Origin of the sequence: Haemophilus parainfluenzae (assembly GCF_900450995.1) — a bacterium.
Taxonomy (GTDB): domain Bacteria; phylum Pseudomonadota; class Gammaproteobacteria; order Enterobacterales; family Pasteurellaceae; genus Haemophilus_D; species Haemophilus_D parainfluenzae_O.
Genome location: NZ_UGHY01000002.1, coordinates 1,820,252 through 1,833,497, shown reverse-complemented (window position 1 = coordinate 1,833,497; position 13,246 = coordinate 1,820,252). Strand labels below are relative to the sequence as shown.

At 40.4% G+C, this 13,246-nt stretch carries 11 protein-coding genes and 1 pseudogene; 5 read left to right on the top strand and 7 right to left on the bottom strand.

The annotated features are described in order from the left end of the window. The first annotated feature begins 58 nt into the window (after positions 1-58). The 3 genes from DX522_RS09345 (at position 59) to fur (ending at position 1,961) form a co-directional block, all read left to right on the top strand. Positions 59-844: an alpha/beta fold hydrolase gene (locus DX522_RS09345; protein WP_115180587.1), complete on the top strand. Its 786-nt coding sequence runs from the start codon at positions 59-61 to the stop codon at positions 842-844. A 124-nt stretch (positions 845-968) separates the two neighbouring features. Next, complete coding sequence (gene fldA / locus DX522_RS09340) at positions 969-1,493, top strand: flavodoxin FldA (protein ID WP_005695733.1); 525 nt, start codon at positions 969-971, stop codon at positions 1,491-1,493. A 33-nt stretch (positions 1,494-1,526) separates the two neighbouring features. Continuing rightward, positions 1,527-1,961 carry a ferric iron uptake transcriptional regulator gene (fur, locus tag DX522_RS09335; RefSeq protein WP_049366031.1) on the top strand — a complete coding sequence of 145 codons (435 nt, stop codon included), beginning with the start codon at positions 1,527-1,529 and terminating at the stop codon, positions 1,959-1,961. 93 nt (positions 1,962-2,054) lie between these two features. On the opposite strand, the gene cysI is transcribed toward fur, so the two are convergent. From cysI to DX522_RS09300, 7 genes and pseudogenes are all read right to left on the bottom strand, one after another. Beyond that, positions 2,055-3,821 (bottom strand): assimilatory sulfite reductase (NADPH) hemoprotein subunit, encoded by a 1,767-nt coding sequence (cysI, locus tag DX522_RS09330; protein WP_115180586.1) that lies wholly within the window; start codon positions 3,819-3,821, stop codon positions 2,055-2,057. 17 nt (positions 3,822-3,838) lie between these two features. Next, positions 3,839-5,632 (bottom strand): assimilatory sulfite reductase (NADPH) flavoprotein subunit, encoded by a 1,794-nt coding sequence (locus DX522_RS09325; RefSeq protein WP_115180585.1) that lies wholly within the window; start codon positions 5,630-5,632, stop codon positions 3,839-3,841. 57 nt (positions 5,633-5,689) lie between these two features. Continuing rightward, positions 5,690-6,973: a sulfate adenylyltransferase subunit 1 gene (locus tag DX522_RS09320; protein ID WP_115180584.1), complete on the bottom strand. Its 1,284-nt coding sequence runs from the start codon at positions 6,971-6,973 to the stop codon at positions 5,690-5,692. Positions 6,974-7,200: 227 nt separating this feature from the next. Beyond that, positions 7,201-8,124: a sulfate adenylyltransferase subunit CysD gene (cysD, locus tag DX522_RS09315; RefSeq protein WP_070713649.1), complete on the bottom strand. Its 924-nt coding sequence runs from the start codon at positions 8,122-8,124 to the stop codon at positions 7,201-7,203. A 20-nt stretch (positions 8,125-8,144) separates the two neighbouring features. Continuing rightward, complete coding sequence (locus tag DX522_RS09310) at positions 8,145-8,879, bottom strand: phosphoadenylyl-sulfate reductase (RefSeq protein WP_115180583.1); 735 nt, start codon at positions 8,877-8,879, stop codon at positions 8,145-8,147. A 10-nt stretch (positions 8,880-8,889) separates the two neighbouring features. Beyond that, the gene (cysG, locus tag DX522_RS09305) at positions 8,890-10,320 is read right to left on the bottom strand and encodes a siroheme synthase CysG (protein WP_115180582.1); all 1,431 of its coding nucleotides are present in this window, start codon (positions 10,318-10,320) and stop codon (positions 8,890-8,892) included. Between the two features lie 11 nt (positions 10,321-10,331). Beyond that, positions 10,332-11,329: pseudogene (locus tag DX522_RS09300) on the bottom strand (sulfate ABC transporter substrate-binding protein). 266 nt (positions 11,330-11,595) lie between these two features. Between DX522_RS09300 and cysT the strand changes: the two are divergent. After that, a complete protein-coding gene (gene cysT, locus DX522_RS09295) occupies positions 11,596-12,417 on the top strand; it encodes a sulfate ABC transporter permease subunit CysT (protein WP_115180581.1) in 822 nt (273 codons plus the stop codon). A 9-nt stretch (positions 12,418-12,426) separates the two neighbouring features. Next, positions 12,427-13,242, top strand: a complete 816-nt coding sequence (gene cysW / locus DX522_RS09290; protein WP_115180580.1) for a sulfate ABC transporter permease subunit CysW — start codon at positions 12,427-12,429, stop codon at positions 13,240-13,242. The last annotated feature ends 4 nt before the right edge of the window (positions 13,243-13,246 follow it).

Genomic DNA, 13,246 nt, shown 5'->3' with positions numbered 1-13,246 from the left:
GTTTGCTAAAATTTTCGTCCATTATAACGATTTCTAACCAAATTCTCACGCAAAATATATGTCATCTTCCCTATTATTAAACCATCAATTTCACCAAGCAAAACAATCAATTAATTCGCCTACCTTAGTTTTCATTCACGGCTTATTTGGGGATATGAATAATCTTGGGGTTATTGCCCGTGCATTTAGCGATAACTATAACATTTTACGTGTAGATTTACGCAATCATGGACATAGTTTTCATTCAGAAACAATGAATTACGACGTCATGGCTGATGATGCATGGCAACTTATCGATCACCTTCAATTAGATAATGTGATCTTAATTGGTCATTCAATGGGCGGAAAAACAGCAATGAAAATGACCGCACTTCAACCACAGCGTGTGGAAAAATTGATTGTCATTGATATTGCACCAGTAGCTAATAGCAGTGCTGAACATGATGATGTGTTTCGTGGTTTGTTTGCCGTGAAAAAAGCGCAGCCACAAACTCGTCAACAAGCTAAGCCTATTTTAGAAACTGAAATTGCTGATCCGAGTGTGGTACAATTTATGTTGAAATCTTTTGAGCCTACTTCAAGTGAATATTTTCGTTTCAATTTGACCGCACTTTTCGAGCATTATGCGGAACTGATGGATTGGCAGGAAGTTTACGCTAATACGCCTACTCTCTTTATTAAAGGTGGGCTTTCATCTTATATTAAACCTGAATATACAGAAATTATTCTAAAACAATTCCCGAATGCTAGCTCATTCACTATCAATGGTTGTGGGCACTGGGTTCATGCGGAAAAACCAGATTTTGTGATACGTGCAATTGATAGGTTTCTAAATAAGAATTAATCGTTTTAAATGAGAATTATTCTATTCAAATGAGAATTCATTTATGGTATAGTTCGCACAAATTGTAGGGTTTTAGTCTCTCATCTTTATTTATTAACTAATTATATTTCAAAAGGAAAGAACGATGGCAGTTGTCGGTTTATTTTATGGTAGTGACACGGGTAATACAGAAAACATTGCAAAAATGATTCAAAAACAATTAGGCAATGAGTTAGTTGATATTCGTGACATAGCAAAAAGCACGAAAGAAGATATCGAAGGTTATGATTTTTTACTTTTCGGCATTCCAACTTGGTATTACGGTGAAGCTCAAGCTGACTGGGATGATTTTTTCCCAACCCTAGAAGAAATTGATTTTACTGACAAATTAGTGGGTATTTTTGGCTGTGGTGATCAGGAAGACTACGCTGATTATTTCTGCGATGCGATCGGTACAGTTCGTGATATTGTTGAACCACACGGTGCAATTATTGTAGGAAACTGGCCAACAGATGGTTATACCTTTGAATCATCAAAGGCACTATTAGATGATGGAAACTTTATCGGTTTATGTATTGATGAAGATCGTCAACCCGAACTCACTGCAGAACGCGTCGAGAAATGGACGAAACAAATCTACGATGAAATGTGTTTAGCAGAATTAGCTTAACCATCTCTAATTTAGCAAATTTAAGGGAACATTATGTCTGAAGAAAACATCAAATTACTCAAAAAGGCAGGATTAAAAATTACTGAACCTCGGCTCACTATCCTTGCATTAATGCAAGAGCATAAACATGAGCATTTCTCAGCTGAAGAAGTATATAAAATCTTGTTAGAGCAAGGCAGTGATATTGGCCTTGCAACCGTATATCGTGTACTTAACCAATTTGATGAAGCGCATATCTTAATTCGTCATAATTTTGAAGGGAATAAGTCTGTTTTTGAACTTGCACCAACAGAACACCATGATCACATTATCTGTGAAGATTGCGGTAAAGTATTTGAGTTTACTGATAATATTATCGAACAACGTCAAAAAGAAATCAGTGAACAACATGGTATCAAATTAAAAGCACACAGTTTATACCTCTACGGTAAATGTAGCGATATCAACAAATGTGAAGAGAAAAAATAATTCTTGCTAAAAAACAAAAACCTTAGGCTAAAACCTAAGGTTTTTTATTCTCTCAGCTAAAAGTACGGTCAAAATTAACCACACTTTTGCGCATTAAGCCGCTGATTTAATAATCACTTTTGAGTCATCCCAGAAATCAACCGGTGCATTTACTACTGGTTTGATAATGCCCGCACGAATTGTAAAATCACCAAATCCTTCGTTTTCATGACGCTCACTTGCCCAGCGGCCAATCAGAGTATCAAGTTCACTGATAATTTCGGGAATCATGATATTTTCTTTGTAAAGACGTGGAATACGCACACCTTCACGATCCCCACCGATATGCAAATTGTAACGACCGATTGCTTTACCCACTAAACCAATTTCCGCTAACATCGCGCGACCACAACCATTTGGGCAACCAGTAATACGTGTAACGATATAATCATCAGCTACGTGATGTTTCGCCATCACTTTATCCAGTTCATCAATAAAGCTTGGAAGAATTCGCTCTGATTCTGCCATCGCCAATGGACAAGTTGGGAAAGAAACGCAGGACATAGCGTTTTCACGTAATTTACTCACATCATCACGAATCAAACCGTAATCACGCGCAATTTGCTCAATTTGTGCTTTATCCTCTTCTGCTACATTTGCCACGATCAGATTTTGGTTGGCGGTAATACGAAAATCGCCCTTATGAATTTTGGCAATATCCAACACGCCACTCAGTAATTTTTTCTCATCGTTATCCACCAAACGGCCGCTTTCGATAAACAGGGTCAAATGCCAGTTGTTATCGATGCCTTTTACCCAACCAATACGATCGCCGCGTTCAGTAAATTTAAACGGACGAATCGGTTCAAATGGAATCCCCATACGACGTTCGACTTCGGCGCGGAAATTATCTAATCCCATGTTTTGAATGGTATAACGACTACGTGCATTTTTACGATCGCTACGGTTACCAAAATCTCGTTGGGTCGTCACCACGGCTTCCGCTGCTTTTAAAGTGTATTCCAACGGCACATAACCCAGTTCAAGGGAAATATGCGGATAGGTTTTGGTGTTGCCATGTTCAAGGGATAAGCCACCGCCTGCCAAGACATTAAAGCCAACTAAATTGTCGCTCTCGTCTGCAATGGCGACAAAATCTAAGTCATTCCCGTAACAATCCACATCATTGAGTGGTGGAATCACCACGGCTGTTTTAAATTTACGTGGCAAATAAGTTTTACCGAGAATCGGTTCTTCCTGGAAAAAATCATCACTACTTTGGACTTTCTTACCATCAATCCATACATCTAAATAACCTCGTGTACGTGGTAACAGATGTTCTGAAATTTTCTTCGCATATTCATATGCCTGCTGATGTAATTTTGATTCAATTGGATTAGAAGTACATAACACGTTACGGTTCATATCAGAAGCCGTAGCAATCGAGTCTAATCCCAGACTATGCAATAAACGATGCATGGTTTGTAATTGGCTTTTCGGCACACCATGATATTGGAAAGTTTGACGATTGGTCAAACGAATCGAACGATAATAACTATGTTCACGGGCAAATTTATCCAATTCAATCCATTGAAATGGTTTGATGATTCCACCCGGTAAACGGCAACGTAACAACATAAATTTTAACGGTTCGAGTTTTTCCTCTGCACGTTCGGCGCGAATATCACGATCGTCTTGTTCATACATACCGTGGAAACGGATTAATTGAAAGTTATCCCCACGGAAACCACCGGTTAAGGAATCCTCTAAATCATCTAAAATGGTACCACGTAAAAAGTTACTGTCGGTTTTTAAGCGTTCATTGTCAGAAAGCGGTTTTTCTTGCCACTCTAAGCCTTTTTGTTTGTTTTGCTCTGTCATTTTTTCACCCCACAAATCTAGTACACATCACGTTGATAACGTTTTTCTTCACGTAGTTCATTTAAATAATCTTCTGCTTCATCAGGACTTAAATTGCCTTCTTTAGCAATGACTTCGAGTAATGCTTGTTCCACATCTTTTGCCATTTTTGATGCATCACCACAGACATAAAAATAAGCGCCTTCTTGTAACCATTGCCAAAGTGCGGTCGAATTTTCACGAATTTTATCTTGCACATAGATTTTCTTCTCTTGATCGCGTGACCAAGCAAAATCGTATTTATGTAAGAACCCCTCTTTGGCAAATTGTTGCCATTCGGTTTGATACAGGAAATCGCTGGCAAAATGTGGATTACCAAAAATTAGCCAGTTTTTACCACTTGCCTCATCGGCTACGCGTTGCTGCATAAAGGCACGGAATGGTGCCACGCCGGTACCGGAGCCCACCATAATAATTGGCTTAGCCGTGTCATTTGGTAGGCGGAAATTATCGTTATGTTCTACAAATACACGCACAGCACCATCTTCTTCTACGCGATCCGCTAAAAAGCTTGAAGCTGCGCCACTGCGTGCTCGACCTTCATGTTCAAAACGTACCACGCCAACAGTTAGATGCACTTCTTCCCCAACCTCTACAGAAGAAGATGAAATGGAATACAAACGAGGCGTTAAAGGACGCAATAATGAAACCAGTTGTTCCGCGGTTAATTTTGCAGGAAATTTATGTAAGACATCCACAATCGGTGTACGTTGAACCAATTTTTGCAATGCTTGATTATCCGCAACCAAATCATTTAACTGTTCGTTATTCGCCAAAGCTGCATAGCCTTTCACAAAAGCCGGTGTGTTTTGAGTAAGCTCTAAATGCGATAAAAGTGCGGTCGAAATAGTTTGCGTTTTTCCCTCAATTGTCACTTCTGTAGTAGGATCAATCTGCGCGAGCGATAAAATTTCATCCACTAACTTAGGATCATTGTCAAACCATACACCGAGTGCATCCCCCGCTTGGTAATGAAGATCTGAGCCGGCTAAATCAAACTCTAAATGACGAACATCTTTATCAGACTGACGACCAGTAATTTTCTGGTTAGTGATTAACGTTGCAGGAAATGGATTCGCTTTATTGTATTGGCTTTCCTTGGCTACTGGTGCGGTTGTAGCTGTACCAATACTTTGTACAACCGGTGAAGCCTGCGCTGCCTTTTCTTTTACGATAGCCACAATATCTCGGATCCATTGTTCCGCGGTTGCAATGTAATCTAAATCGGCATCCACTCGCTCAAATAAACGCGTCGCGCCTAATTCGGCAAAACGCTGATCAAAATCCTTGCCTGCTTGGCAGAAATTTGGATAAGAACTATCCCCTAATCCTAACACTGCAAATTGCAGGTCGGTGAGTTTTGGTGCTTTTTTACCGTTTAATAACTTATGCAATACCACACCTTCTTCTGGTGGCTCGCCTTCACCTTGCGTAGACGTCACTAAAAGCAAGTATTTTTCATCAGCAATGGTTTTCGCTTTGTAATCTTTTAAAGCGACACGTTTCACAGCAATACCAGCTTCAGTAAGCTCTGCGGCAACTTTATCCGCCACCGATTTAGCATTGCCGGTTTGTGAACCTGAAAGCACAGTAATTGAAAAAGGTTCTGCCGAAAGTGCGGTCAAATTTGCTGTCAAATGTTGCCCTGTGGCCTGTTGTTCTACACCGGAAGCTTGCGACCATGCATAACCGGAAAGCCATGCCAATTGAAGAGGCGTTAGCGTTGGTAAGAGATTCAATATTTCTGTTGGTAATGGATTGTTGTGTTGCATAAGTTTCCCCACAAGAAAATGAGTAATATCAGTAAATTCATATTAAGAAAGCGCGAGTTAGAGAACCATACCGGCTGCTACTGTGTTATAAGTTGCTTCATCAACTAAAATAAAAGCGCCACCAGCAATATTTTCTTCGTAAGTTGTGGCAACAATCGGTTTCTGTAAACTTAAACGCACGCTAGCAATATCATTCATCTTTAAGGCTGTAGCACCACTTTCTTGTTCGAGTGTATGAACGTTTAACACACTTTCAATTTCACTGATTTTGGCAAATACGGTTTGCGTACCATGTTTAAGTAAATATTTACGGGCGGTATTTAATGGGCGTTCATCAAACCAACAAATTGTGGCTTCAAGTTGCTTTTTGGGTGTAAGTGGTGAACTTTCATCCACAAATAAATCACCACGGGAAATATCAATATCGCGATCTAAACGTAAGGTAATCACTTCCCCGGCCACCGCCTGTGTCACCTCACCTTTTGGCGTAATAATCTCAGTCACTTTAGCGGTTAATCCATTCGGTTCAATTCGAATAGTCTGTCCCAGTTGCACGGAACCGCTCTCAATTCGCCCTTGATAACCGCGGAAATCATCGGCTTTATCTGCATCCTGACGCACGACTAATTGCACCGGGAAATAGAAATCAGCATTGGAATGACTCACCTCATCCACACTTGGTAAATTTTCTAAAATGGTGAGTAAAGGTTCGCCTTGATACCAAGGGGTGCTTTCACTTGCATATACCAGGTTATCGCCAAGCAATGCAGATACTGGTACAAAATGTACATCTTTTAAACCAAGTTGTGCTGCCAATTGACGATACGCCTCCACAATGGCATTGAATTTTTCTTCGTTGTAATCCAATAAATCCATTTTATTTACTGCCACTAAAATGTGCGGGCAATTTAATTGACGTAAAATTGCTGAATGACGTTTAGTTTGTGGTAAGAGTTGTAACGGTTCCTCATCAAAATTCAGTTGAGAAGCATCGATTAAGACGATTGCTGCTGATGCCGTACTTGCCCCTGTCACCATGTTACGTGTGTATTGTTCATGTCCTGGGGTATCGGCAATGATGAATTTACGTTTTGCCGTAGAGAAATAGCGATACGCCACATCAATGGTAATGCCCTGTTCACGTTCTGCTTCCAAACCATCTGTCAAAATAGAAAAATCAATGGCTTCTTTATTGCCTTTCTCTTTTCCTGCATTAAGAGTTTTAATTTGGTCGGTTAATAACGCTTTGCTATCGTAAAGTAAGCGGCCGATTAAGGTGCTTTTCCCGTCATCTACACTACCGGCAGTAATAAAACGAAGTGGAGTTGAATGTTGTGTCATATTTCTTCCTTATATTCTGTTAATTATTCTTTTATATTTCGTCATCTTCGAATAATGGCCCCATATAAATCGCCTGAGCGACTTTCAATTTTTAGAAAAATTTGTACTGTTCGAGCGTAGCGAGTTTACAAATTTTTCGTTAAGAAAATTGAAAAAAAGTGAAGAGGAGCGATTTAATTGGGGTGTGTTCTTTGCTACTTTCTTACACAAGCAAGAAAGTAGAAATACTAGAAATATCCCTCTTTTTTCCGTTTCTCCATGGCGGCTTCACTGGCTTGGTCGTCTAGACGAGTGGCACTGCGTTCGGAAATGTCGGCAATAGCGGTTTCTTCAATAATTTCTAATGGTGTTGATGCAGTGCTCGCTACTGGACAGGTACAGCTAATATCACCCACAGTACGGAAACGAACATCTAATACTTCGCTGACTTCATTCGGCAATTTAGGTGTTAATGGCGTCACTGGCACTAACAAACCTTTACGACGTACAACTTCTCGTTTATGGCTGTAATAGATCGGAGGCAATTCCAAATTCTCACGAGCGATATATTGCCAAATGTCTAATTCCGTCCAGTTAGAAATTGGAAACACCCGCATATTTTCGCCTTTATGCAATTTAGCATTGTACAAAGACCATAATTCCGGACGTTGTGCCTTAGGATCCCATTGGCCAAACTCATCACGAAACGAGAAAATTCGTTCTTTTGCACGGGCTTTTTCCTCATCACGGCGTGCACCGCCCATCAAGGCATCAAATCCATTATCTGCAATGGTTTCTAATAAAGTAACCGCCTGTGCCGCATTACGCGAATCGGTTTCTTTACGCAATACTACCGTACCTTTGGCAATAGAATCTTCCACATGTCCAACGACTAAGCGCGCATTAAGTTTTGCCACTTGCTCATCTCGAAATTGGATCACTTCCGGATAATTATGACCAGTATCAATATGCACCAATGGAAACGGTAAATGTACCGGACGATCGCCTAACTGAAATGCTTTACGGGCTAATGCCAGCAATACCACAGAATCCTTCCCTCCGGAAAAGAGCAACGCCGGGTTCTCACATTCTGCGACGACTTCACGGATAATATGAATCGACTCTGCTTCGAGCCAGTCTAGATGTTGGTTGTTGAGTTCGGTTTTTGTCATGTTTTTCTTCCTATATTTTTCTACTTATGTAATCCACATTCCTTACTATCTTTACTCTCCCACCACCAGCGGCCGGCGCGAATATCTTCGCCCTGTTTAACTTGGCGGGTACAAGGATCGCAGCCAATGCTTGGAAACCCTTGATGATAAAGAGCGTTATAAGGCACATTGTTGGCTAAGATATAAGCCCACACATCTGTTTCAGACCAATCAAAAATAGGGTTGTATTTATCAATACCACGTGCCTTATCCTGCTCGGCAAACGGCAGCTCAGTACGAGTGGCCGATTGTTCACGACGTTGGCCGGTCAGCCACGCATCAGCCCCTTGCAATGCGCGGTTTAAAGGTTCGATTTTACGGATATGGCAACATTCTCGACGCAACTCGATGCCTTCATAAAAAGCGAACTTGCCATTTTCTGCCACATAGCGAGCTGCATCAGGGGCAATTGGATGAAAACGTGCAATATGCAAATGTGGATAGGTTTTCGCTAAGTTATCCAATAAATCCAAAGTTTCTTGATGCAGAAGGCCTGTATCTAAGGTAAATACTCCTATATTCAACTGCTCACGGGCAATCACATCAGTAATTACCATATCTTCCACAGCTAAACTGCTAGCAAAGCGTGCATCCTTATGGCTATCAGCAATTTGATGTAAACGTTGCTGCAATGTGACTGTTTTTTCTGCCAAGCGATCTTTAACATCAAGGCTAACAAGTGGAATTTGCCAAAAAGTCGGTTTAAATAAACTCATCATCCACTCCTTATGCCACTTGACCAATAGTTAAACTTTCTAGGGTAAAGTGCGGTTGTTTTTGACGTTGTTTTTCTTCGCCAAACCACGCTAATTGTTCGTGTAATTTCACCACTTCACCCACTATAATTAAGGCTGGCGTCGCTGCTTTTTCTGCTAATTCAGCTAAATTTTCGAGTGTACCAATCGCTGTTTTTTGAGTAAGTTGAGTGCCTTGGCTGATAATCGCAACAGGCGTATTCGCAGCTCGATCATACTGTTGTAAACGTTCAGCAATGACTTGCGCTTTTAACGTCCCCATATAAATAACTAAGGTTTGATGACTTCTTGCTAAGGTTTGCCATTCAATATCAGAGGCATCGGCTTTACGATGGCCGGTCACAAAAATTGCACTTTGTGCATAATCTCTGTGGGTTAATGGAATGCCTGCATAGGCTGTTGCGCCAATGCCCGCGGTGATACCTGGTATAACAGAAAATGGAATTTGATGTTGAGCTAACACTTCTAACTCTTCGCCACCGCGTCCAAAAACGAAAGGATCACCACCTTTTAAACGAACAACTCGCTTGCCTTGTTGAGCAAGGGTTAATAACAATTGGTTGGTTTCTTCTTGTGCGACAGAACGACCATTGGCACGTTTTCCCACAAAAATACGTTCTGCATCACGACGAATCAAAGAAAGAATCTCATCAGAAACCAGTGCATCGTAAAGCACCACATCAGCTTGTTGAATTTCTTGTAAACCGTTAAGAGTTAGTAATCCAGCATCGCCAGGACCGGCACCAACTAAAGAAACAAAACCACCTTGATAGTTATTTTCTAGTTGCTCAGCCAATTCCTCTTCAGATTGAGCATCTTGTTGATTTTTAACGAGACTTGCAAAACGTCCGCTAAACATTTTTTCCCAAAAACGGCGACGTTCGGTGACCGATGTCAATTTTGCTTTCACTTGATCCCGCCATTTACCGGAAATTTCTGCAATTTTGCCCAAATGTTGCGGTAATAAGGCTTCTAATTTTTCTCGTAATAACCGAGCCAAAACTGGTGCTTTACCACCACTCGAAATCGCAATTTGGATCGGATTACGATCAATAATAGAAGGGAAGATAAAGCTACAATGAGGTTGATCATCCACCACATTAACTAATTTATGTTGACTTTCGGCTAAATGGAAAATACGGTGATTTAATATCTCATCATTTGTTGCTGCGATCACTAACATCACCGTTCTCATTTGTTCGGCATTAAATTCTTTCGCAATCCATAGTACTTTATTTTGACGTTCAAGCTCGCTTAATTCCTCATTTAATTGGCGAGCAACAATACGGACCTGAGCATTCGCTTTGAGCAATAACTCAATTTTACGAGCAGCCACTGAACCACCTCCGACGACAAGTACCGGGCGACCAATTAAATCAGCAAAAAGTGGAAAATAATTCATGGGTATCACTCCTATTTATTTACTTTATCAGCACGTTGTGCACTGATATATAGACGATCAAATAAGCCGTTATCGACAAAATGTTTAGTATTAATCGCCTCCCACGAACCAAAACGTTGGTTTACATCAAATTGATTCACTTCGGGAAAAAGTGCGGTCGTTTTAGCAATAATTTTTTTATCTGTCGGACGGAAATAATTTTGGGCAGCCAGTTCCTGTGCTTGGGGTGACCATAAATAGCTCAAATAATCATGGGAAAGTTGATGCAAACCATCTGTTTGCGTATTTTTATTCACTTCCGCCACATAAATTGGGGTATAGGCCGTTATACTTGGGTACACCACTTCAAAGCTGTTCTCGCCCAGTGTTTTAGCCGCTAACGCCGCTTCATTTTCTGGGGCAATTAAAACATCACCGATATTACGCTGCGTAAAAGAAATACTGGCACTGCGCGCCCCCGCCTCTAAAACCGGCACATTTCTTAGCAGGCGTAACATAAAATCTTGTGGTTTATCACTATGCTGTTCGGCATAAGCTAAAGCCGATAAATAAGCAAAGCGTCCATTTGCTGACGTTTTGGATTAGCAAAGACCACTTTGACATCATCCCGAATCAAATCCGACCAGTCTTGAATGTGTTTTGGATTTCCTTTTTTCACCAAAAGCACCATCACCGAACCAAAAGGAACGGCACCATTCGGTAATACTTGCTGCCAATCTGCATCTACTAAGCCTTTTTTAACTAAAGCGTCGATATCATTACTTTGTGTCAACGTCACCACATCTGCAGGCAAACCATTTAACACACCTAGCACCTGTTTACTGGCACCACCATGCGATTGCGAAATCATCACATCTGAGGGAAATTCACGTTGAAATGCTATGTTGTATTCCTTATAGAAATCACGAATCACGTCATAGGACACATTCAGTAGCACCGTTTTTTGTTCCGTGCTGGTATGCCATAAACAAGCAGCCAAGCCGAAAGAAAGCAATGAAAATAAAGCCATTTTTTTCATTTTTACTCTCCTCCGTTATTACCCTCAATTTCGTGTGGCTAAATTTATATCGCAAAATATTAAGTACAAAAAATAACGAAAAAGCATTTTATAGAACAAAATGAAATATAAAAAACAGAACCAACCGTTTCCTTATTTCACTTTGGAATATTAAATAAATTTCCGTTCTTTGCCATTATGGAAAAGAGCGGTTATTTTTTTGAACATTTCAAAACGCTTACAAAGCTTAGGTATTTATCTGTTATGAAGGTGGGATAATGAAAACCGTATTACCAGGATTTAAACGAAGTATATTGATTACATTAGCCTGGCTCGGCTCAATGGTATTATTGCCATTAACATTACTTGTGCTCACTGCCTGGCAGTTAAAATGGGCTGATATCGTTCAAATCATCACGAGTGAACGAGTGATCTCATCCTTAACGCTATCCTTTGAAATGGCGGCAATCGCGACGTTAATTAATATCGTTTTTGGCTTTTTATTGGCATGGATTTTAGTGCGTTATGACTTTCCAGGTAAGAATCTCGTCAATGCGTTAGTGGATTTACCTTTTGCTTTACCCACTGCCGTTGCTGGTATCGCACTTGCCTCGCTTTATGCTCCGACTGGACTGATTGGGCAATGGTTAAGCCATTTAGGGATTCAACTCGCTTATACTCCAAGTGGTATTGCGATTGCTTTGATTTTTGTCAGCTTGCCTTTTACCGTTAGAGCGATTCAACCCGTATTAGCAAATCTTGATCCTAGCCATGAAGAAGCGGCTCAAATTTTAGGTGCATCTAGACTAACAACGCTGCGAAAAGTCATCATCCCTGCGGTATTACCTGCATTAATAGGTGGCGCAGGTATGGGATTTGCGCGATCGCTTGGTGAATACGGCTCAGTCATTTTTATTGCAGGTAATGTGCCACTCGTATCCGAAATTGCACCATTGATTATTATGTCAAAACTTGATTTGTATGACGTGCAAGGTGCATCTGTGGTTGCATTATTAATGCTTGCCATTTCATTTCTATTGATTTTATTTATTAACTTAGCGCAGTGGTCTGTTGCCAAACGTATTAGTCCAATTCGATAAGAGGTATTTATGAAAACCCAATCATGGCAAGAATGGATCTTAATTCTGACTGCACTCAGTTTTTTTACGATCATATTATTGCTCCCATTATTTACCGTATTCTATTCAGCCCTTGAACAAGGGATTGGGCTATTTTTTGCTGCATTAAAAGAACCGGAATCCTTAGCGGCTATTTGGCTTACGATTAAAGTCTCTTTAATTGTATTACCTATTAATATTTTTATCGGTGTGGTTATGGCTTGGGCTATTGCTTATTTTGACTTTAAGGGGAAAAGCTTATTAACCGCACTACTCGACCTCCCCTTTTCCATTTCACCGGTGGTTGTAGGATTAATGTTCTTACTGTTGTTTGGGTTAGATGGACTTTGGGGCACATGGCTTGTTGAACACCATATTCGTTTTATGTTTGCAACACCAAGCATTGTTATCGTGACCTTATTCGTCACCTTTCCACTTATTGCTAAATCATTAATTCCAACCATGTCAGCCCAAGGCACAAGTGAGGAACAAGCTGCGTTAATCTTAGGTGCATCCTTTTGGCAACTTTTCTGGCACGTAACGCTACCAAAAATAAAATGGGCATTAATTTATGGTGTGATTTTAAGTAACGCTCGTGCAATGGGTGAATTCGGTGCCGTGAGTGTTGTATCTGGGCATATTCGCGGTTTGACTAATACAATTCCGCTTTATGTAGAAATTAGTTACAACGAATATCAATTTGTTGCCGCATTTGCTTGCGCCAGTTTATTGGCATTAATCGCAGTAGGTACACTGGGATTACAAAACATAGTGAGATATGTGGAAAAGAAAAAAATCCAAGAATAACAAC

What these genes read in the sequence shown, in the direction of transcription:
- fur (WP_049366031.1), top strand. Translation starts at nt 1,527, where the DNA reads ATGTCTGAAGAAAACATCAAATTACTCAAAAAGGCAGGATTAAAAATT.
- cysG (WP_115180582.1), bottom strand. Translation starts at nt 10,320, where the DNA reads ATGAATTATTTTCCACTTTTTGCTGATTTAATTGGTCGCCCGGTACTT.
- cysW (WP_115180580.1), top strand. Translation starts at nt 12,427, where the DNA reads ATGAAAACCCAATCATGGCAAGAATGGATCTTAATTCTGACTGCACTC.
- cysI (WP_115180586.1), bottom strand. Translation starts at nt 3,821, where the DNA reads ATGACAGAGCAAAACAAACAAAAAGGCTTAGAGTGGCAAGAAAAACCG.
- cysD (WP_070713649.1), bottom strand. Translation starts at nt 8,124, where the DNA reads ATGACAAAAACCGAACTCAACAACCAACATCTAGACTGGCTCGAAGCA.
- DX522_RS09345 (WP_115180587.1), top strand. Translation starts at nt 59, where the DNA reads ATGTCATCTTCCCTATTATTAAACCATCAATTTCACCAAGCAAAACAA.
- DX522_RS09325 (WP_115180585.1), bottom strand. Translation starts at nt 5,632, where the DNA reads ATGCAACACAACAATCCATTACCAACAGAAATATTGAATCTCTTACCA.
- fldA (WP_005695733.1), top strand. Translation starts at nt 969, where the DNA reads ATGGCAGTTGTCGGTTTATTTTATGGTAGTGACACGGGTAATACAGAA.
- DX522_RS09320 (WP_115180584.1), bottom strand. Translation starts at nt 6,973, where the DNA reads ATGACACAACATTCAACTCCACTTCGTTTTATTACTGCCGGTAGTGTA.
- DX522_RS09310 (WP_115180583.1), bottom strand. Translation starts at nt 8,879, where the DNA reads ATGAGTTTATTTAAACCGACTTTTTGGCAAATTCCACTTGTTAGCCTT.
- cysT (WP_115180581.1), top strand. Translation starts at nt 11,596, where the DNA reads ATGAAAACCGTATTACCAGGATTTAAACGAAGTATATTGATTACATTA.